The sequence below is a fragment of the Collinsella sp. SGI.241 genome, assembly GCF_050312955.1.
GTDB lineage: Bacteria > Actinomycetota > Coriobacteriia > Coriobacteriales > Coriobacteriaceae > Collinsella.
In genome coordinates this window covers 47,923-68,029 of sequence record NZ_JBNPKM010000001.1, presented here as the reverse complement: position 1 = coordinate 68,029, position 20,107 = coordinate 47,923, and the positions used below count along the sequence as shown (strand labels likewise).

Annotated in this window: 18 protein-coding genes; 1 reads left to right on the top strand and 17 read right to left on the bottom strand. The window is 60.6% G+C overall.

Features of this window, described 5'->3' with window-relative positions:
- Positions 1-82: 82 nt before the first annotated feature.
- From ACQQ92_RS00325 to tmk, 17 genes are all read right to left on the bottom strand, one after another.
- Positions 83-556: a YhcH/YjgK/YiaL family protein gene (locus ACQQ92_RS00325; protein ID WP_427795483.1), complete on the bottom strand. Its 474-nt coding sequence runs from the start codon at positions 554-556 to the stop codon at positions 83-85.
- A 32-nt stretch (positions 557-588) separates the two neighbouring features.
- On the bottom strand, positions 589-1,758 hold the full coding sequence (nagA, locus tag ACQQ92_RS00320; protein ID WP_427728596.1) for an N-acetylglucosamine-6-phosphate deacetylase: 1,170 nt from the start codon (positions 1,756-1,758) through the stop codon (positions 589-591).
- Positions 1,759-1,901: 143 nt separating this feature from the next.
- Entirely contained in the window at positions 1,902-2,633 is a 732-nt protein-coding gene (locus tag ACQQ92_RS00315) for a GntR family transcriptional regulator (protein ID WP_427718969.1), read from the bottom strand.
- A 232-nt stretch (positions 2,634-2,865) separates the two neighbouring features.
- Positions 2,866-4,356, bottom strand: a complete 1,491-nt coding sequence (locus ACQQ92_RS00310) for a PTS transporter subunit EIIC (RefSeq protein WP_427728598.1) — start codon at positions 4,354-4,356, stop codon at positions 2,866-2,868.
- Between the two features lie 532 nt (positions 4,357-4,888).
- A complete protein-coding gene (locus ACQQ92_RS00305) occupies positions 4,889-5,974 on the bottom strand; it encodes a hypothetical protein (protein WP_427795482.1) in 1,086 nt (361 codons plus the stop codon).
- A gap of 126 nt (positions 5,975-6,100) precedes the next feature.
- Positions 6,101-7,186 (bottom strand): isocitrate/isopropylmalate dehydrogenase family protein, encoded by a 1,086-nt coding sequence (locus ACQQ92_RS00300; protein ID WP_427795481.1) that lies wholly within the window; start codon positions 7,184-7,186, stop codon positions 6,101-6,103.
- A gap of 6 nt (positions 7,187-7,192) precedes the next feature.
- Entirely contained in the window at positions 7,193-7,891 is a 699-nt protein-coding gene (locus ACQQ92_RS00295; protein WP_427718960.1) for a hypothetical protein, read from the bottom strand.
- Between the two features lie 15 nt (positions 7,892-7,906).
- On the bottom strand, positions 7,907-8,335 hold the full coding sequence (locus tag ACQQ92_RS00290; RefSeq protein ID WP_427795480.1) for a hypothetical protein: 429 nt from the start codon (positions 8,333-8,335) through the stop codon (positions 7,907-7,909).
- 5 nt (positions 8,336-8,340) lie between these two features.
- Positions 8,341-9,420: an NAD(P)-binding domain-containing protein gene (locus ACQQ92_RS00285; protein WP_427795479.1), complete on the bottom strand. Its 1,080-nt coding sequence runs from the start codon at positions 9,418-9,420 to the stop codon at positions 8,341-8,343.
- A gap of 98 nt (positions 9,421-9,518) precedes the next feature.
- Positions 9,519-10,472 carry a DegV family protein gene (locus tag ACQQ92_RS00280; RefSeq protein WP_427794010.1) on the bottom strand — a complete coding sequence of 318 codons (954 nt, stop codon included), beginning with the start codon at positions 10,470-10,472 and terminating at the stop codon, positions 9,519-9,521.
- A gap of 80 nt (positions 10,473-10,552) precedes the next feature.
- On the bottom strand, positions 10,553-11,137 hold the full coding sequence (gene hpf / locus ACQQ92_RS00275) for a ribosome hibernation-promoting factor, HPF/YfiA family (protein ID WP_055285508.1): 585 nt from the start codon (positions 11,135-11,137) through the stop codon (positions 10,553-10,555).
- 317 nt (positions 11,138-11,454) lie between these two features.
- Entirely contained in the window at positions 11,455-12,447 is a 993-nt protein-coding gene (locus ACQQ92_RS00270) for a substrate-binding periplasmic protein (protein WP_427794017.1), read from the bottom strand.
- A gap of 750 nt (positions 12,448-13,197) precedes the next feature.
- Positions 13,198-14,307 carry a hypothetical protein gene (locus ACQQ92_RS00265; protein ID WP_427795478.1) on the bottom strand — a complete coding sequence of 370 codons (1,110 nt, stop codon included), beginning with the start codon at positions 14,305-14,307 and terminating at the stop codon, positions 13,198-13,200.
- 10 nt (positions 14,308-14,317) lie between these two features.
- A complete protein-coding gene (locus tag ACQQ92_RS00260; RefSeq protein ID WP_427795477.1) occupies positions 14,318-15,076 on the bottom strand; it encodes a ComF family protein in 759 nt (252 codons plus the stop codon).
- 150 nt (positions 15,077-15,226) lie between these two features.
- Positions 15,227-16,921, bottom strand: a complete 1,695-nt coding sequence (locus ACQQ92_RS00255) for a PSP1 domain-containing protein (RefSeq protein ID WP_427795476.1) — start codon at positions 16,919-16,921, stop codon at positions 15,227-15,229.
- On the bottom strand, positions 16,912-18,039 hold the full coding sequence (locus ACQQ92_RS00250; RefSeq protein ID WP_427794013.1) for an ATP-binding protein: 1,128 nt from the start codon (positions 18,037-18,039) through the stop codon (positions 16,912-16,914). Before ACQQ92_RS00250 ends, ACQQ92_RS00255 begins: the two co-directional genes overlap by 10 nt.
- Before the next feature lies 1 nt (position 18,040).
- Entirely contained in the window at positions 18,041-18,724 is a 684-nt protein-coding gene (tmk, locus tag ACQQ92_RS00245; RefSeq protein WP_427795475.1) for a dTMP kinase, read from the bottom strand.
- 296 nt (positions 18,725-19,020) lie between these two features.
- Between tmk and ACQQ92_RS00240 the strand changes: the two genes are divergently transcribed.
- Complete coding sequence (locus ACQQ92_RS00240; RefSeq protein ID WP_427795474.1) at positions 19,021-20,007, top strand: zinc-ribbon domain-containing protein; 987 nt, start codon at positions 19,021-19,023, stop codon at positions 20,005-20,007.
- The last annotated feature ends 100 nt before the right edge of the window (positions 20,008-20,107 follow it).

Genomic DNA, 20,107 nt, shown 5'->3' with positions numbered 1-20,107 from the left:
GGAAAACACGATTAACGGGGTCGTAGCGTGCTTCCCTTAGGGAAAACACGCCATCAGACGAACGGCTCAGTCGGGCAGTTCGCTACTCCTCCCAGTAGGCGTCTGCAAGCAGCTTAAAGCAGATCTTCTTGACCGGCTGCGCGCCATCGCCCGGGAACTCGAGCGTGGGCATGTGAGGCTCGCCGGCAACAAACAGCGCAAACTTGTCGTCGGCAAGATCGCCGGCGATCGAGGCGTCGGAATCGACCAGATCGTAGTCGTCCTTCTCGTCAAACTCCTGGACCAGCGTCAGGCTGCCCGTGGCGACCTTAAAGGCCTCGCGACCCTCGACGTCGATCTGCAGGTCGTGATAGCGCTGATGCGTCTCATAGTGAGCCTCGGCCTCGGGACGCGTCATGGGAGCCATGACGTTCGCAAAGACCTTGTCGCCCAGAATCGGATGGCTGCCGACCTCGAGCTCCGCCGGGTCGTTCTCCTCGAGCCAGTCGATCAGCACGTCGAGGCCCTTAAGCATTCCGCGATACTCCTCGATATCGCCCAATGCACCGTAAATCATCTAAATCCCCTCTCGGATCGTTTCTTTGGCGGCTACTCGGCAAACGCGTTACCGACGCTGTTGCCACCCACATACGTCTCGACCAGGGTAAGGTCGGGATTGAACACGACAAAATCGGCATCGCGGCCAGGCATAATGCTGCCACATTTATCCTCGACGTGAGCAGAGCGCGCGGGCACCTCGGTCGCCATGCGAATTGCGATATCGGCGCTCGCGAGACCCCAGTCGACAATGTTCTTGACACCCTGTGCGAGCGTGAGCACCGAGCCGGCGATAGCAGAGCCATCGGCAAGCCAGCAAAGGTTGTCCTTCATAATGACATCCATGCCACCGCTGGTGTACTTGCCCTCGGGCATGCCGCCGCAACCCAGGCAGTCGGTGATCAGCACTGTGTGCTGCCAGCCCTTGGCCTGCAGCAGCGCCTTAATAGCAGCAGGGTTCACGTGTTTGCCGTCGCAAATGATCTCGGCATAGGTGTTGGGCGTGGTCATAGCGGCCCCGACGACACCGGGCTCACGGTGATGCAGACCGCGCTGGCCGTTGTAGGTATGCGTAAAGCAGCTGGCGCCAGCATTGATGGCGGCAGCACACTCATCATAGGTGGCATCAGAGTGGCCGATGCAGGTCACGACGCCCCTTGCGCTCAGAGCCGCGGCGTAAGCGGCGGCGCCGTCACGCTCGGCCGCCATAGCGCTCTTGACGATTCGACCGCCGGCGGCCTCCTGCCACTCGTCAAAAACTTTCTCGGACGGGCCGATCAGATAAGCAGGGTTCTGGGCGCCCACATGCTTCATGGTAAAGAACGGACCCTCCAGGTAGATGCCCTGAATACGAGCACCGCAGAACTCAGGTCCGCGCTCCTCGTCCGCCTGTGCAATGGCAGCGCAGGCGTCCTTGATCTGCTCCACGCCGTCGGTAAAGGTCGTAGGCAGCCAGCTGGTGGTACCACGACGAGCGAGCTCGGTCGAGCTGATGTTGATACCCTCGGCATCATTATCGGTCGTGGCATGGTTATAGAAGCCATGAATGTGGGTGTCCACCATGCCCGGCGCAATCCATGTACCCGAATAATCTTTGATCTCACAAGCGGGCTCATCGGCCTGCCAAGCGCCAAAGACGCCATCTTCGACCATGAGGTAGCCGCCCAGCTGCGGCCCCGCCGGCAAAAAGAACTTGTCGGCCTTGATAGCATACGTGCTCATCTATGCTCCCGTACCCGCAGTGCGTTTTAGGGCGGATCAAAAACCACTGCATTGTTAATTCGAGCGATTGTTCGTTGCCTTCTACCGCTTGGCGCATTTTGCACCCGCCGCAAAACACACCAAGCCGTTTATACCCAATAACTCTAGACTGCGCGGTTGTGGTAGACCTTGTATTTAAACTGGTCGGCGCGCGCAACCGAACGCGTATACTCGATAACCTCGTTGTTCATGTCATATGTGGTACGAATCAAATCCAGGACCGGTGCGCCTTCGGCAATCTCGAGCAGACGGGCGTCGGAATGGCGGGCGATACTCGCGTAGAATTCTTCCTCTGCCACGCGAACTTTCTCGTGAAAGTCCTGCTCGATCATGTCGTACAGCGATTTGTTCTCGATCATGGGGCGCTTAAGCGCAAAGAACTTGCGACTCGGCAGATATGTACACTCAATCATCAGCGGCACACAATCGGCAATACGCAGGCGCTTGATCTTGTACAGACGCTCGCCAAGACGCGCGTTCATCTCTACGGCAATATTCTTGTCGGCCTCGACCTCGGTAAACTCAAGAATCGTCGTCTTGGGCACACGGCCGATCGCCTTCATCTGCTCGGTAAAGCTATAGATTTGCGAGAGGTTTGCCGTTTGCAGAGAGCGGTCGCACACCATGGTTCCACGGCCGCGCTGACGAACCACCAGGCCCAGGCGCTCAAGCTCCTGCAGGGCAAGGCGAACCGTCGTACGCGAGAGCCCGTAGCGTTCCGACAGGTCACGCTCTGACGGCAAATAGTCGCCGGGTCGAAGTTCGTGATCGATTTTATCGGTCAGCAAATCGACGAGCTGATCGTACAGAGGCTGTTTGCGCGCTCCCATTGCCATGATGATACCTGCCGGATAAATGACTCGAAATTGGTTGCAACCAGACACCACGTACTATAGCAGTTTTAACGTAATAACAGCAGGTCAACCAGCACATTGCAATATTGTTTACCGGTTAATTGCCCGTGTACTGTAATACCAATCGCACCGCCTCATCAAGTATCGAGGTAGCAAAAAGGGCCGCCCCCGCGGAGCGGGACGACCCTTTGCAAGACACGTACGTCTCTAAGGCTTAGAGAAGCTTCTTGAGCTCCTCGGCAACAGCCTGGACCTGCGTACCGATGATGACCTGGGTAGCACCCTTGTCCATCTTCATAACGCCCAGAGCGCCAGCCTTCTTGCAGGCAGCCTCGTCGACCAGAGCGGAATCGCCGAGCTCGAAGCGAAGGCGAGTAGCGCAGCAGTCAACGGTCTTAACGTTCTCCTTGCCACCGACGGCAGCGAGAACAGCGGCGGCCAGAGCGGCGAACTTGTCGTCGCCAGCAGCGGCGGAAGCGGAGGTTTCCTCGACATCCTCATCCTCGCGACCAGGGGTCATGAGGTTGAACTTGGTGATGGCGAAGCGGAACACGAGGTAGAAGACCAGGAAGGCAGCGATGCCCATCGGGATGATCATCCAGGTGTTGGCAGCAGCCGGGAGGCTAGCGGAGAACAGGAGGTCGGTAGCGCCAGCAGAGAAGCAGAAGCCAGCACGGAAACCAACATAGTAGGTGATGATGGTGAAGATGCCGTACAGGGCAGCGTACACAACGTAGAGCGGGAAGCACAGGAACATGAAGCCGAACTCGAAGGGCTCGGTGACGCCACAGACGAAGGCGCAGATGGCGGCGGAGACAACCAGGCCGATAGCAGCCTTCTTGTTCTTAGCGGTCTGAACCATAGCCAGGGCAGCGCCCGGGATACCGAACATCATGCAGGGGAAGAAGCCAGACATGTACATGCCGAGGCTCCACTTGACGTCGGCAGAGGTCTCGCCAGCCCAGAAGTGGGTCAGGTCGCCAAGGCCGATGGTGTCGAACCAGAACACGTTGTTCAGAGCATGGTGGAGACCAGTCGGGATGAGCAGGCGGTTGAGGAAGGCGTAGATGCCAGCGCCGATGCCACCCATAGCAGCGATACCCTCGCCCAGAGCGACGAGCGCACCGAAGATGAGGGGCCAAGCGAAGAGCAGGACGACGGAAACGACGATGCAGATGACAGCAGTCATGATGGCGACGCAACGCTTGCCGGAGAAGAAGGCCAGCCAGTCGGGAAGACGGGTGTCCTTGAACTTGTTGTAGCAGGTGCCACCGATGATGGCGGACAGGATACCAATGAAGGAGTTACCAGCGATCTTGGAGAACGCGATGCCCTCGGTAGTGGCGAGCCAAGCGGTCTGGGCGTCGGCATCCATACCACGGATAGTGCCAACAACGGCAGGGTTCAGGAGCTGCTGAATCATCAGGAAGGCGACGAGGCCAGCGAGGCCAGCGGTGCCATCGTGATCGTCGGCAAGGCCGACAGCGGCGCCGACTGCGAACAGCCAGGCCATGTTATCGATAAGAGCGCCGCCTGCCTTGATGAGCAGGAAACCGGCGGTATAGGCAAAACCGGTAGTGTCACCGGCAGCACCCATGACTGCGGGAGCGAGCAGGTAGCCCACGCCCATAAGAATACCTGCGACGGGAAGCGCCGCGACGGGAAGCATCAGCGCTTTGCCGAGCTTCTGGAGGTACTTCATCATATGGTATCTCCTCCAACCTTTCTTTCGTTGTTCACCAACGAGTTCCATGTCCGCGCCTTGTGCATACCGGCTTCTCCGCTTGCCGGCATTGGCGCGCAAACTTAGACAACCCAGTCCCTATTTGGGGTTGCTGGTATGTACGGTAGCACACACTCAATTCAAACATCCACCACATTTCGTTCAAATTACTATTTCGTTGCCAAACGGTTATTTTTGGCCCGTAAACGGTAATTTACGCAGGTAGAAGTGCTGCGTTTCTTTCATTACCAAACTAATTCTTAGCAATTTCCATTCGATTTCGAATCAAAATTGGTTACTACCAGATGAACAGTGGTACCACATTGTTACTACCAGTTTGGCCGAAATCGTTTTCACTTTACATGAATAAAGTCTCCAAGAATTTGTATATTAAACCCCTCCTACTCTCTCTTCCCCGCCCTTTCCTCCAACGCAAAAAGCCCCCTAGAACGATGTCCGTTCTAGGGGGCTTCATCAGACATTTCGGCTTCGTACTCGAAGGCTCAGGTAATCTTTACGCAAACAGGCCGTAGATGCTGATATTGGCCTTGGCGTAGAGGCCGTTGGCGTACTCGGTCCACTTGGAGCTGGCGCTCGAAGCCTGCGAAGAGTACTGCTGGTAGGCGGTGTAATAGGCGGTCATGGCCTGCTTATAGGTAGCGCTATCGGCCGTAAAGGCATCGTCGGCAAAAGCCTTAGCGTAGGTGCTATCGGCGTCCTTCCAGGTACCCTTCTTGCTATCCCACTCGTCACCGGCAAGGTTGATGATGTAGTCGGCGTAGTCCTTGCTCGCGGTGTCCTCGTTGCCGTCAGAAGGCTCGGTCGGAGCGATCGGCATGCTTGCGGAGCTATCGCCCACCTTCTTCTTGTAGAGCTTCTGCAGCGTCGCGGACTGGCGGACAATCTGCTTGGCCTGGTCCTTGGACACGCCATACTGCGTGGCCATGGTCTTGTAGTCCGAAGTGCCGATAGAATCCTCGGCGTACTCCTTCATCTCCTTAGAAGAGACGGTGATGCCCTCGTCCTCGGCGGCGTCGAGCAGAATCTTGTTGCGCACGTAGGACAGGATAACGTCGGCAGAGGGAGCGGTGTAGTTGCCATCGCTATCCTTGACGGTATCAAGGCTGTACTGGCTCTCGATGGCCTCGCGCGCGGTGATGTCGCTCTTCTTGCCGTTGTAGCTGTAGCTTGCCACGGTCGAATCGAGCTGGTCCTCGGTGAGGGTCGCCGAGCCGACGCCCTTGCCGCCAAAACCACCGTTGCCGATAAAGAAGCCGACCACAGCAGCGATCACGATGGCGACCACAAAGGCGGCAATCATCGTCTTCTTGTGCTTGGATGCGCTGTCGTCCACGTCGGAGTCATCGTCCTCGTCCTGCTCCTCAGGCATGAGGTTCTCGTCGGCGGCATCCGCGGTAATCTGAGCCTCCAGGCGGGCGTCCTCCTCCTCGGCGGTCGTGCCGGCAGCAATGTGCTCGGCAGACGTACCTGCGACCAGATCGATCTTCTCGTCCTCGTCACCGTCGGGGCCTTCGCCGCGCTCGATGATCTGGATGCCGTCGATCTCGTCCTTTTCGTCCTTCTTTTGAATCAGACCCATATCAGTTACTCCTTGTTAAGAAACATAGTCCTCAATAGAATACGCCCGACAGAGCGCCGGGCGTATTCATTCTCAGGTTATCCGCAAACGTATAAGTACCGCTTAGGCGTTTGAAGCCGTATCCCCTTAGGCAAGATGCGCGATAACGGCATCGGCAAAGGCCTGCGTGCCCACGGCGCCCTCAATGGAGCCGGTCTGGGCACGACGCACGTCACCGGTAACCTGCTCGCCCTCGTCGAGCGTGGCAGATACGGCGGCGCGAATGTGATTGGCAGCATCGTTCTCGCCCAGGTGATCGAGCATCATGGCGGCAGACAGAATCTCGGCCGTGGGGTTAGCGATATCCTGGCCAGCGATATCGGGCGCGGAGCCATGCGTGGCCTCAAAGATGGCGCAGTCGGCTCCGATATTGGAGCCGGGGGCCATGCCAAGGCCGCCCACAAGACCGGCGCACAAGTCGCTGACGATATCGCCATACAAATTGGGCAGGACTAGAACATCGAAGTCGTTGGGGTTCTGAACCAGACCCATGCAGGTGGCGTCGACGATCTTGTCGTTGAACTCGATATCGGGATAGTTGGCAGCCACCTCGCGAGCCACGCGCAGGAACAGGCCGTCAGTCGCCTTCATGATGTTGGCCTTATGCACGGCCGTCACCTTTTTGCGGCCGCAGCGGCGAGCATACTCAAAGGCGTACTCCACAATACGGCGGCTCTTGGCGATGGAGATGGGCTTGATCGAGATGGCGGAATCCGCGGCGAAGGTTTTCTGACCCGAGCGCTCGACAAGCTGTGAAAGCTCCTCGACCTCGGCAGCGCCTTCGTCGAACTCAATACCAGCGTAGAGGTCCTCGGTGTTCTCGCGCACGATAACCAGGTCGACATCGCGGAAGCGCGAGCCATCGCCCGGTTGCGACAGGCAGGGGCGCACGCAGGCGTACAGATCGAAGTGCTTACGCAGGGCAACGTTGACGCTGCGGAACCCCGTACCGACCGGCGTGGTGATGGGGCCCTTGATGGCAACTTTGGTCTGGGCGACGGCATCGAGCACATGCTGGGGCAGCGGCGTGCCAAACTCGTCCATGACGCCGGCACCGGCCTCCTGGACGTTCCAATTGATCTGGACACCGGCGGCCTCGACCACGCGGCGCATGGCCTGCGTAATCTCGGGACCGATCCCGTCACCGGGAATCAGGACTACATCGTGCGCCATAATCTGTTACTCCTCGTCTTCGGCGTCGTCAGATTTTTTAACGCTAGCACGCTTCTTCTTTTTGGAGAGATCCAGGCCAAAACGTTTAACAAGCATTTCGCAAATCTCGCTCGAACGGGCCTTGAGATAGCTGCCCTTGCCGTTCTCGGCATCGAACTTAAGGCGCAGCGCAAGCTTCTCGGCGATCTCGGCATCGATCTCGCCTTTGCCAAACTCGTACAGGCAGCCGAGCATATCGCGATACTCGAGGTCACCGTGGTAGCACTGGATGGCCTCGTCCAGGATGGGCCAAGCCTCGCGCGAACGCTCGACGCTCGTGGCACCCCACACGCACAGCAGGCGGAAGGCGGCATAGCGCAGCGTGGAGGAAATCTCGTCAAACAGTGCGGTCTCGGCGCCCTCAAAGGCATCGCCCAGCTGGTCGGGGCAGGTGGTGGCGAGCGCCGCCAGGGCATCGAGGGCCTCCCAGCGAGTCTGAGCCTCGGGCCGGTCGAGCGCCTCGATCAGCGCGGGCACGCAGGGCACGACGCGCTGCGGGTCGCGCTCGGCAAGCAGGTGCAGCACGCGGGCGGCAAACTGGCGGATACGGCGCGTGGGGCAGCCGAGCTCCTGGACCAAGCGGTCGACGGTGTTCTCGTTCTCCTCTGCCAGCTGAAGCTGTGCCAGCTCCTCGTCGGTGAGCTGTTCGTCTTTGTTTTCTGCCATAGTTACCTCTTCTTACTATTTCTTAGTGTGCCTGCCAGCACCCTTGCTGTCATCGGTGACCGAGATGAGCTGTCGGTCAGCCGCGCCATTGTGACGCGCGCGGCGGCGCTCCTCGGCGTCTCCTGCGTCGGCGGCGGCGCGATGAGCCTGGTTGACGTTAAAGACCTCATCGTGCTTGCGCCACGGACCAACGGACTCGCCAAAGCTCATCTTAAGGCCGGCGATAAAGCCGCCAAGCCAGCCGATCGGCGCAAACTGCACCAGCGGGAACAGCGAGAACACCCAGGTCAGCAGGACGACTGCCGCCGCCCCTGCAAAGTTGGCAATCCAGTAGTCGCGCTTGGTGATGACGCGCTTTTCGCACGCCCACTGGCCGCACAAAAAGCCAATGTAGATCGCAAAGAGAAAGAGCACTAGTGCAAGCACCACGAACGTCCAGCTCATGGGCGCTACTCCTCGTGATGGTGGCCGCAGCAGCACTCGTGGCCGTCGTCATGGCCGTGGCCGCCGCAGCACTCGTGGTCCTCGCCATGGTGGTGGCCACAACCGCACTCGTGGTCGTCGCCATGCTCGCCGCAACCACAGCCTTCCTCGTGAGCACCATGCTCCTCGGGACGATACTGCGACCAGTCCAGACCGGCGGCAATGGCGTCGGCCTCCTCCTTATAGAGGACATTGATGGCCTGGGTACCCAGCTTGGCACCACCGATAGCGTCGAGCATGTCATAGAGCGTAAAGGCCACGTCGGCGCCGGGCAGCGCAAGCTCGCGGTCGTCGGCATAGGCGAGCGCCAAGCGCAGGTCCTTGATGAAGTGCTCCACCATAAAACCGGGCTTGTAGTCGCCGTCGAGCGCCTTGGGCGCCAAGCTCTCCATGGCACCGGACTTGCCGGTGCCACCCAGGATCATCTGACGGGTCTTCTCCATATCAAGGCCGCTCAGCTCGGCAAACGCCAGCGCATCGGCCATGCCGACCATGCAGGCGCCCAGCGACACCTGGTTGGCAAGCTTGGCAGCCTGGCCCTTGCCGGCGCCGTCGAAGCAGCAGATGGTTGCCGCAAAGGTGGAAAGGATATCGCGGACCGGGGCAATGTCGTTCTCGGTAGCGCCCACGATAGCCGTAAGCGTGCCGGCGATAGCACCCGACTCGCCGCCGGTGACGGGGCAGTCAAACGCCATGCGGCCGGAAACCTGGGCGGCCTCGGCAATGTCGCGCGCCAGCTCGGGCGAGCTCGTGGTGAGGTCGATCAGGACCGCACCGGGCTTAGTGCACGCGAGCAGACCGTCGCCCGCCAGGTAGAGCTCCTCGACCTCGGAGGGATAGCCCACCATGGTAAAGACGACGTCGGCGTTCGCCGCGGCATCTGCCGGCGTATCGGCCCAGACGGCACCGCGCTCAACAAGCGCTCTAGCCTTGGACTTGGTGCGGTTGTTGACCGTGACGGGATAGCCAGCGTCCAGAATGTGGCCGGCGATAGGGGCACCCATGATTCCGGTGCCGATAAATGCGACAGAGAGCTTGTTTGCCATGAAACCTTTCCTTTTGGGTTGGGTGTTATTACCAGGTTGAATACTCGTTGCCAGCGTTTGGGCTGTGAGTCGAGGGCGATTACGGACGCAGCGCTTGTCTACTGGCCGCGCACGCGGCGGGCGATGCGGTCGGAAAGCGACGCCTTGTCGGTGCGGTTCTTGCCCCAAAACGCGCAGGCCACCATGCCGGGGCCCACGTGCGAGCCGATGGTGGGGCCCACGGAGCTGCGAATGATCGTGACGTCGGCGCAGCCCTCCTCCTTGCGGATGGCGGCTTCGAGCCAGTCACCGTCCTTTTCGGCATCGGCCGTCATGATGGCGATGGGCATGGTGCGATCGGGCACGTAGTTCTCGCGGAACGACTTGAGGATGGACTTGAGCGCCTTCTTGCGGCCGCGGTTGACGCCGATCAGCGACAGCGAGCCGGCAAGGTCGTAGGAGAGCTCGGGCTTGACGTCGAGCTTTGCCGTGAGCTGCGCCGCCGCGGGCGGAATGCGGCCGCCGGCAGCCAGCGCATCGAAGCTCTCGAGCGTAAAGTAGCCGTGCACGTAGGTCTTGGCCTCGTTTGCCCAATCGACCAGCTGCTTGGCAGTCAGTCCCGCCGAACGCTGGCGCACGGCCTCAAGCGCCAGGAGCTCGCCGGTCGCGCAGGGCAGGGCGTTGTCGACCACGTAGAGCTCAAAGTTGGGATACTCGGCGCGCACGGCATCTGCCGCCTGGCACGCAGAGTTGTAGCTCGACGACAGCGCCGAGGTAAAGCACAGGTAAACCGTGGGCGTGCCCTCTTTGGCGCACTCGGTAAAGAACTCGATATAGCGACCGAGCGACACAGCCGAGGTGGACACGCGGGCACCGGCGCGCATACGGTCGTAGAACTCCTTAGGGCTCATGCTCGACCAGATGTCGTCCGTGCGCTCCTTGCCATCGATAATGAAAGGGAAGCCCAAGATATCGACATCGAGGTTCGCGGCGACCTCGGGGTTAAAGTCGCAGCAGGTATCGACGACGATACGGCAACGGTCCGAATGACCGGCGGATGCGGCCTTGTCCATCAAAGCGACTCCTTACGTAAAAAAGGCGGCCACCCGCATGGGATGGCCGCCAACCGTTAACTCATGCAAGTTAACGTATTTTACTCGTCAAGTGTTTCGATGCGGGGCTTGATGATGCCATATCCACCATTCTTACGGTGATACACCACATTGATGAGGCCAGTCGTCGCGTTCTCGAACACGTAGAAGTCGTGGCCGAGCAGATCGGTCTGCACCAGCGCCTGCTCCTCAGTCATCGGGGTGACATCGATGACCTTCTCGCGGACGAGCAGGTCGTCGTCCTCCTCGGGCAGCAGCAGGTCGGCCAGATCCTCGACGCGCTCGACCGGTGCGACATCCGCGGCGCTGGCACCGCCCTGGCGGTTGTCCACAACCTTGGTCTTGAACTTGCGCAGCTGGCGGGTGACCTTATCGGCGGAGAGATCGATGGCGGCATACATATCTGCGCCGTGCTCGGCGACGCGAATCACAGAGCCGCGGGCACGAACCGTGACCTCGACGATTGCCGGGTTGGGGTTCGAGGGGTTCTTCTCATAACGAAGCACGACGTCGACTGTCATGGGCTCGATATCGAAAACCTTGAGCGCCTCGCCGATCTTCTCGTCCACATGCGCACGCAGAGCATCGGTTACCGTCGTCTTGCGTCCAGAAACCTTGATATCCATACGTGGCTCCAATCTGCCTCGGGGACTTACTGTACTGGCTATGTACCCATTGCCGTGCATTTAATCACCCGAATTCCCAAAGGCCCGAATAACGACTGCTTGATACCGCATACCGAAGTCTCGCACTTTTCCGCGGCAAAGTGCGCTATATGAGGGCGTCGGCGGAGTTGGTTTTTCTCCTGGAAATTGCCCTTGAGCTGCTGGTTTTATCAAAATTGAAAAGCCGGGCTCCCCTATGGGGGAGACCCGGCCATGCGTGTTGAAATCGTGAAGAAGCACCTTGTTCAATGTATGGCAGGCGCCACCCCTACCAATAACTAGCTATTGAGCTTGTTGATGTCATCGTCGGTGATGGCGCCCTCCTGGCTAGACGACGGGCTGTCGCCGTTGTTATCGGAGGTGTCGCCATCGGAGGACTCGGTCTCGTTGGACGTGGATTCGGATGCCTGCACATTGGCCCCCGAAACAGTCTTGGCGGTAAGGTCATAGGGCATTTGGCCGTACCAGACGCAGTGGACCGCCTCGAGCGTGCCGTCGACCGTGATGTCGTCGAGGGCATCGCCCACGGCACGGCACAGCTCATCGTTAGAGCTAAGGCCTGCGACGCCAAGCGTGGAGGGCGTCTCGAGCGTGCCGACACAGGAGATCTGGCTCATCAGGCGCGCGAGGTAACCACCGGCCGTGGAATCACAGATCACGTAATCGACCTCGCCCGACTCGAGTGCCTCGAAGCACTCGTTGATGTTGGAGAAGGTCTTTTGGTTGGCCGTGATGCCCTGTTTGGCGAGCGCTTCCTGCGAGGCCGAGAAGGTCTGAACGCCCAGGGTAGCGGTGTTAAGCGTTTCGGTGGAAACGCTCAACGACTCGCCGTCAGTGCTCTTGCCGAATACGGCGGGGGCGTCGTACAGACAGGTGCCAAGCGAGCTGATATCGCCGTCCGTAGAGCTGACGTCGCCAATGAAGATATCGGCCTTTTTATCGCTGAGCGCGGAATCGGCCGAGGACGCATCGACAAAGGCGACCTTGAGACCCATGCGGCATGCGAGGGCGCGAGCGGAATCGACCGCATAGCCCGTGAGGTTTCCGTCGGCATCCTGCATGGCTTGCGGGGCATCGGAAGTATCGAGGGCGACCGTCAGGGTTCCCGGCGTGACCAGGGCATCGTCCGATACCGTGGGGGTAACGGTCTCGCGCTCGATCTGGTCGATCGTGGGCGTCGTGAACGTGGACAGTGGATTGAACGCGCACCCACTCAGGCCCAAAACGGCAATGACCGCCGCGGTCCCAGCACCCAACCGAGCTGCATGCATCAAGCTGCCCCTCACCATGTCCGCTACCCTGCCTTCTGTGTCGTATACGATCCGTGCCCTGCACGGAATATCGGGTTGTTCCCACCAGCTGACCTGGTATTTGACCCCACACTTGCGCACCGGGGCGTTTGCTCGGGAGGCCGCAGCCACCTTCACGACTGGCCCGCTCGCCCGCGAGGCGGTATTGCCCCAAAGAAAGTAGAACGGACGGTGCGGCTTACATCTAGGACGCGCCATGATCGCGCCGCGCGCACGCGGTCGCTTACGTGGATCCCTTTGACCGCGTCTGTCTTGGACTTGGATGGGCGCATTGCCCGTCCGCAACCACAGCCTGGCGGGAACGTAGCGCATTATAGCTAAGTTCAAGCTAAAGTTTAAGGTTAGGTCGTCATTCGCACCGCGAGTACAGATTTCGCAGGTCGGAGCGGACCATTCGTGCCCCCATGAAGCCCGGAGCTCCCCTACGGGGAGCTCCGGGGCACCCATCTCAGGGCGCCGTGGCCAAAAAATGGCAAATATGAGTACTGTTACCAATTTTGTAACAGGCAATTTTGGCCTCTCGGACAGATTTTGCGCTTAGCGTCGCCAATCTGATGCTTAGTTATTCTACATTTGTTTATTATCTTCTTTCTTTACGCCGGCTCCGAGTCCTAAATTCTTTGATTTTGCTGTTACTGATTTAGTGACAGTACTCATATTTGCCATTTTTTGGCCAGGGCATATGATTAACCCCCCTATTTTCGACGCGAATTATACCGGCTTAAGCCCAAAACACGCCCGCAGCGTGTTAAGCAACGCCTCTTGCTTCTTCCTGCGGGCATCGACACGATTCCGGTACCGCTTTCGCATACGCTGGTGGATGCGCCATGCGAGTGCCTCCATTGCCTCCATGTCGCAGAGCATCTCGTTATTGACCGTCGCGACCTCGATTCCCATAGTAATCAAGCCCGTGTTGCGTTTTTCATCATGGACACGTCCCCTTCGAGAGGAATGACCCAGCTCACCGTTGTATTCAAGGTCAAACCGGGCTGCTTCCTGATACGCATCGCAAACTGCATGCGGCATCCCCGAGATTGCCTGCGCGCGGTCATCGAACTCGATCTTGTAGTCGGTCTTAAAGGGACCGCAAGCAAATCCGCCATAGGGAAACGGAAGCGAAAACAGGGCAAGCATGATGCACTCCATGGGTGAGCGCAGGTTTTCCGACAGATAGGGACACAGGCGCAGCAGCTGTTTGGCCACATTCCCCTTGCATGCCGCGAGGTAATCTGTCAGGCGATCGGACGTCAGCACCGGCTCGACTTCAAAGTAGCCCACGTCTGCCGGTTGGTCCTTGTCCTTTGCAAGTCTATTCGCAACAGGCGAGGTATAGGGAGGTAGATACTTCCCGCGATCGCTCAGTGAAATCTTGGAACACAGTTCCTGGGCCAGGGCAAACGCCTGGATACAGCCGACCTCGCGGGCGACGGCAACACAAAGGGCCTCGGGAGATAGGCTGTACACCCCCGGTTCCACCTCTAGAATCGATCCGGCAGGCAACCCGGAACACACGGACCAGCCCACGCCAGGCATGCGGCGGCGCTGCTTCGCCGACCCCACCAGCAGGCACAGATCTTCTTGCACCTCGCCGCTTTTGGCTCCAATTCGCACCAGGTCGGGAAGATAGATGTCCTCGGCCGAGGGAGACGATGCGTACAGCACGCGGCGCTCCTCCTCGGGCTCAAGGTCCTTCCAGCCGATGTAGCCCATCTGCCGGCGCTCGGCGCGCATCATGCGTAGCGCCGAGGCGCCGGTCAGGATTACAGAGGCTGCCAGTTGCTCGCCTGCCGGCTCGACGCGCCGCGCAATCTTCACTGCCACAAAACCACCCCTACCAAACGCGTGCGATAGCGAGGCCATCGACGGCTTTGGCGCCGGCGCGCTTAAGCTCCGCCGAGGCCGCTGCCATTGTCGCGCCCGTGGTAATGACATCGTCGATGAGCAGCAGACGGCAGCCACGTACATCCTCGACCGTCTCGTACATGTCCCGGGCATGTTCCCGGCGCTCGGCGCGACCGAGTTCGCGCTGGTCGCCATGACCGTATTTGACCAAGGCGTCCAGCAATGGCACGCCCGAAAGATCGCAAAACGAGCGCGCGATTGCTTCCATGTGATCAAATCCACGCCGCCGAAACGCCGCCGCAGTCGCGGGCACAAATACCACCGCGTCGGCACCGGACAGCACGCCGCCGTAACGGTCGGGTGCTGCTACCTGGGCATGCAAGGCGGTGTCGTAGAGCAGCTCCGCCAGATACGGTGCCAGACGGCGCTCGCCCGCATCCTTGTATGCCTTGATGATGCGCGGCAACGGATGTGCATAGACAGCGCACGCCAGGCAGCGATCGAGGGCCTTGGCCACCGCCGAAGACGCACCCTCGACCGAGCACTCGGTACACAGCAGGTCTCCAAACGGAGCGCCGCACCTCGTGCAGCTGTGGCGCGGATCGACAAGCGTGAGCGACGCCAGGCACTCCCGACAAATAAGCGCACCGGCACGCTCGCAACCGGCGCATCGCGTGGGCGAAAGAACCTCGAGCGCCTCATGCGCCGCGCGCTCGGCAAACGGTAGCAATTCATCCGCAAACGGCAAGATGCCGGCACTCCGTAAGCGGCTCAAACCATTCAGACAGTTATTTATGACAAAACCCTCCCTGCGCTTGGGCGAAGGGAGGGTTGTCGATTCAGTGCCATGATACCCCGTTGCACTTGGGATCAGACAAGTCGAATCCGCTTGCGGGCGCTATTCGCCGGCAGGCGGTTGCGGTGCGGACGAGGTGTGGGTCGAGCCTTCGCCACCATCCTGGCGCGGCTTGCGGGAACGGCGACGGCGGCGGCGCTTCTGACACTGGTCGGCCGAACCCTCGCCGCTGCGATCCTCACGCGGTTCGCGCTCGTCGCGAGCACCGCCGCGCGAAGCCTTGGCGGCAGCTCCTCCGCCATCGCCGGGGCGACGGCGCGTGACCTTGACTTCACCATCCGAAACCTGATCGGCCACAGAAGGAACCGAGGGTTTCTGCTGCGTGCCCGAGGAATGGCGACGGCGCGGACGCGGCGCGCGCTCCTCCTCGCCACGTGGCCTGCCAGCCTTGTCGGCAGGCGCGTCGGAGGCCGAGGCGCCCTTGGGAGCGGCACCGGCCTCGCGAGCGGCTGCGGCGCGGAAGGCATCCTCGCGCTCCTCGCTCGACAGGTGGCGGCGACGACGGCGCGTGGGGTTCATGCCGCCGCCGCGGTTTTGCTGCTGGGGCTGCTGAGCCTCGCGCTCGCGAGAGGCGTTCTTGCCCGCGGTCTCGCCGTTGTCGACGGACGCCGCGCGCTTGCGGCGACGACGGCCGCCGGCCGCCTCCTCGGCCTCGGGCGCCTCGGCCTTGCCGCGGCCCTTTCCGCGGCCACGACCCTCGCCCTGGCCCTGACTGGCACAAGCATCGGATTCGGCATCGCGACGACGGCGCTTGGGCATCGACGTGCCGGCCAGACGGTCGGCACTCGACAGGCCATCGCCCACGTCGACGCCGTTCTCGCGATCGAGCTCCATGAGCGCCAGGCGCATCTCGGGCGACTCGATGCGCTCGAGCACATCGCGCGTCACGCAGTCGGGGCGGCAGCTGCAGCCCTGCTCGGCGGCCTTCTTTTTGCAGCCCTCCGAGCACGTCATATCGGCCAGGTTGACCTTAAAGACTTTACCGTTCTCCAGGCGCAGCACCAGCTGCTCACGCGGCGTGTCATATTCCTGAATACGCGCCTTGCCGAGCGGCGTATCGATGAGCGTCTTCTTTTTGGGCGCACGGCTCTTAAAGTCCTTGTACGCCTCGAACTCATAGCGCAGGCAGCACATCAGGCGGCCGCACACGCCGCTGATCTTAGACGAATTGAGCGGCAGGTCCTGCTCTTTTGCCATGCGAATCGAGACGGGCTCAAACTGTCCGCCAAAGCGCGTGCAGCAGAGCTCCTGTCCGCATTGGGCATAGCCGCCCACCAAGCGGGTCTCGTCGCGCACGCCAATCTGGCGCATGTCAACGCGAATGTGCAGCGTCGAGGACAGGTCCTTGACGAGCTGACGAAAATCGACGCGCTCCTCGGCCGCAAAGTAGAACACGGCTTTCTCGCCGCCAAACAGGTATTCGACACCCACCGGCTTCATCTCGAGGTCGAGATCTTTGACCAGACGGCGGAAATCGACCATGGCCTCATCGCCCTGGATGGCTAGGTCGTCGGCAAGCTGCAGGTCGATATCGCTCGCCACACGCAGCACGGGCTTGAGCGGCTGACCGATCTCGTCTTGCGGCACCTCGAAGGGATCGGCCGTGACCAGGCCGATCTCGGTTCCGCGCTCGGTGGAGCAAATGGCATAATCGGCCTCGAGGATATCCAGATCCTGCGGGTCAAACCACAGGTCGCGCGAGGCGTAGGTAAACTTAACGGGTACGACTAACGGCATTTCAGTGCCTTCCTGATATCGAACAGCATGACCTCGATGGCCAGCTGGGGAGTAACGTTTCTGGCAATGTTGCGCTCGGCGGTCGCGACCGCCTCGAGCGCCCGGGTGGCACCCGCAACATTCGTCGCGGCGGCAAGCCGCCCGATCGTGTCGCGCACGTCCTCGTTCACAATGTCTGCCGCCTCATCCTGAAGCGTCAGCAGCACGTCGCGCATGAGCGTCCGCGCGCTCGCCAGCGCTTCCATGATACCCGAACGCTCGCGCGCGTTGAGTTCGCGCTTGTTGCGGTCCTCAAGCTGCTTCAATGCTCCACGCGACAGATAATCGGCGTTTTGCTCGAGCACCTTTTCCTGCGTGGACTTGACCTCGGCGAGCGGAGCCTTAACGGCGACGATGAGCGACTTGGCGCGGCTGAGTACATCGGCCTCGTCGGCGGCGATGAGCGAATCGATGGCGCGGATCATCTGGCGGCGAGCATCCTGACGCTCGGCGCTCTTAAGGAACTCGATGCCGCGCGTGGGGCTCCCCGCCACGGCGACCGCCATGCGACAGCGTGCGAGATCCTGGCCCGTCGCGCGGCTCACGGCCTTCGTGGCCACGGCGGGCGACACCAGCCGAAACGGCACGCACTGGCAGCGGCTCACGATGGTGGGCAACATCACGTCTGCCGAGGTGCCCAGCAAGATAAACATAACGCCCTCGGGCGGCTCCTCGAGCGTCTTGAGCAGTGCGTTGGCGGTGTTGGCGCGCAGCTGCTCGGCACGGTCGATGATGTAGACCTTGGCCTTGGCACGGATGGGCGCCAGCGGCACGTCGTCGAGCAGCTCGCGGGTCTGGGCGATGAGGTAGCCCGTGGCGCTCTCGGGCGTGTAATAGTGCACGTCGGGGTGCGTATGGCGGGCGACACGCACACAACTATCGCATGAGCCGCAGCCGTCCTGCTCGCACAGGAAGGCTTGGGCGAGCGCCCAGGCGGCATCGAGCTTGCCGGCACCGGGAGCGCCCAAAAACAGGTAGGCGTGCGATGCGCGGCCGCTGGCGACGGCGTTGGTCAAAAAATCGCGTACGCGCTCTTGGGTGTCGAGCTTGGCCAGCAGGCTTGCCTGAGCGGGGGCCATGTTACTCGGCCTCCTGGGCAAGCGTGGCGGTGACGGCGTCCTGGGAAATGTCGAGACCGTACGCGCGAACCTGCTCGACCGTCTGCGCGAAGACGTCCTCGATGGAAGCGGTGGCGTCGATGAGCTTCACGCGATCTGGCTCCTCGGCGGCAATGGCACTAAATCCCTGGTAAACGCGCTCCTGGAACGCCATGCCCTTGGCCTCCATGCGGTCGACCGCACCACGGGCGGACATGCGCAGCGCCGCCTGCTCGGGCGTGATGTGATAGACGAGCGTGAGCGCCGGGTGCGTCCCCGCGACAGCAAGGTTGTTGGCGTCGCGTACCATCTGGCGATCGAGGCCGTCGGCAAACGCCTGGTAGCAGGTCGTGGAATCATAGAAGCGGTCACACAGGACCACCTTGCCGGCCGCAAGGGCGGGAGCTATGACCTCGTGCACCAGCTGGGCGCGTGCGGCCTCGTAGAGCAGCAGCTCGCAGGTATCCCCCATCGCCGTATTGGCGGGGTCGAGCAGCAGGGCACGGATCTTTTCACTAATGGCGGTACCACCCGGCTCACGCAGGGTCACGACCTGGTAGCCAGCGAGCTCGAGCGCACGGGCCAGCAGGCGCGCCTGCGTGGACTTACCGGCACCATCGACGCCCTCGAGCGTGATAAAGCTATGTTGATCGGGCTCAAAAGCCATGGGCGCAGTCCCTTCCTACAAGGCGCGTAAATGCAGATATATCAACCAAATCATGATACCCCAGGGGCAGGCGCACCCCAAATCCAACCTAGTCATTGGGGACGTTCTTAAATGACTGGTCGTTTAAGAACGTCCCCAATGACTAAAGGTGCCTTTCCAAAGTTGCGGTGAAATAGGGACTGATTGAAGCTCTAAGACCGCCAAACAGCCCCTATTTCACCGCAACTTATGATGGGGAATTTTGGATGCTTGGTATAATCGTCGTATGGCATTGAAATGTGGCGAAAGGAGTGGCAATGTCTCGGTATTGCGCCTCGTGCGGCAAGCTTCTTGCAGATAATGCCAAGTTCTGCACCTCGTGCGGTGCACCCGTTGAGCAAACAGCCGCGAGCGATAGCCAGCCCGCTTTTGAGCAGACCGGGCCCCTTGATACGCCGCAAGCCAAGACGGACGATCCCCTCGCTTATCGCCCCGACCCCGCCGCAAGCCCCGCGGCCGTCGAGACCACGCAGTGCATACCCGTCGCGAGCGGCTCGTCCCAACAGCAGCCGGCTCCCGCATACGCGCCTGCTTCGCCACAGACCCCCGCTCCCAAAAAGATCGGCACCGGGGCGCTTGTCGCCGTTATCGTTGCGCTGGTGGCAATCATCATCGCCCTGGTCATCTTCTTTGTGATCAAACCGTTCGACAACTCCGCCACGCAGACGACTGCCGAGGTTACCAAGCTGCACCACGATGTTGACGATGATGACCTCAAGCCTCTCGGCGACCCCAATAGCCTTTACGACGATGACGATGACGACGAGGACGAGGCTGGCGGCGAAGCAACCCTCTCCGAGCAGAACCTCTACCGTCGCCTGAGCGAATACTACGACCTGCTCGAGGACCTCGATAGCCAGGTCCGCGCCTGCGCGCAGGCCTTCAATGGTAGCTATCTGGAAGAAGATCGCACCACCCGTCAAAATCTCGCCGACGTCGCCGAGCGCACGGAGGAGACCATCGAGCAGTATTACGATATCGTCGAGGACCTGGACGTCCCCATGAGCTCCAAGAACTACCACTCCTGGAAAGACATCATTGCCCTGTATGACGACCTGGATCACCGCATCGACGCGATCTGCGATGCCTGGGAGATCAGTCTAAAGTACGCAAAGCCCTCGGACCATAAGGACGAAATCGTGGCGCCGCTGGCACGCGACAACGAGCCGGGAACCAGCAGCAACAAGTATCGCTTGGACTTTGAGGACCGCTATCCCAGCGCCAAACCCGTCGAGGTGAACTAGCGTTTTGTCGTTCCCGAGCTGGCAGTTAGGGACGTTCCTACACTGCCGGCAGAAAAGGAACGCCCCCAACTGCCGAACTGCCGAACAAAAAACGGGCGAG

Bases quoted from the DNA above. Each gene is read 5' to 3' on its own strand.
- ACQQ92_RS00325 (WP_427795483.1), bottom strand. From the start codon at position 556: ATGATTTACGGTGCATTGGGCGATATCGAGGAGTATCGCGGAATGCTT.
- nagA (WP_427728596.1), bottom strand. From the start codon at position 1,758: ATGAGCACGTATGCTATCAAGGCCGACAAGTTCTTTTTGCCGGCGGGG.
- ACQQ92_RS00315 (WP_427718969.1), bottom strand. From the start codon at position 2,633: ATGGCAATGGGAGCGCGCAAACAGCCTCTGTACGATCAGCTCGTCGAT.
- ACQQ92_RS00310 (WP_427728598.1), bottom strand. From the start codon at position 4,356: ATGATGAAGTACCTCCAGAAGCTCGGCAAAGCGCTGATGCTTCCCGTC.
- ACQQ92_RS00305 (WP_427795482.1), bottom strand. From the start codon at position 5,974: ATGGGTCTGATTCAAAAGAAGGACGAAAAGGACGAGATCGACGGCATC.
- ACQQ92_RS00300 (WP_427795481.1), bottom strand. From the start codon at position 7,186: ATGGCGCACGATGTAGTCCTGATTCCCGGTGACGGGATCGGTCCCGAG.
- ACQQ92_RS00295 (WP_427718960.1), bottom strand. From the start codon at position 7,891: ATGGCAGAAAACAAAGACGAACAGCTCACCGACGAGGAGCTGGCACAG.
- ACQQ92_RS00290 (WP_427795480.1), bottom strand. From the start codon at position 8,335: ATGAGCTGGACGTTCGTGGTGCTTGCACTAGTGCTCTTTCTCTTTGCG.
- ACQQ92_RS00285 (WP_427795479.1), bottom strand. From the start codon at position 9,420: ATGGCAAACAAGCTCTCTGTCGCATTTATCGGCACCGGAATCATGGGT.
- ACQQ92_RS00280 (WP_427794010.1), bottom strand. From the start codon at position 10,472: ATGGACAAGGCCGCATCCGCCGGTCATTCGGACCGTTGCCGTATCGTC.
- hpf (WP_055285508.1), bottom strand. From the start codon at position 11,137: ATGGATATCAAGGTTTCTGGACGCAAGACGACGGTAACCGATGCTCTG.
- ACQQ92_RS00270 (WP_427794017.1), bottom strand. From the start codon at position 12,447: ATGCATGCAGCTCGGTTGGGTGCTGGGACCGCGGCGGTCATTGCCGTT.
- ACQQ92_RS00255 (WP_427795476.1), bottom strand. From the start codon at position 16,921: ATGCCGTTAGTCGTACCCGTTAAGTTTACCTACGCCTCGCGCGACCTG.
- ACQQ92_RS00250 (WP_427794013.1), bottom strand. From the start codon at position 18,039: ATGGCCCCCGCTCAGGCAAGCCTGCTGGCCAAGCTCGACACCCAAGAG.
- tmk (WP_427795475.1), bottom strand. From the start codon at position 18,724: ATGGCTTTTGAGCCCGATCAACATAGCTTTATCACGCTCGAGGGCGTC.
- ACQQ92_RS00240 (WP_427795474.1), top strand. From the start codon at position 19,021: ATGTCTCGGTATTGCGCCTCGTGCGGCAAGCTTCTTGCAGATAATGCC.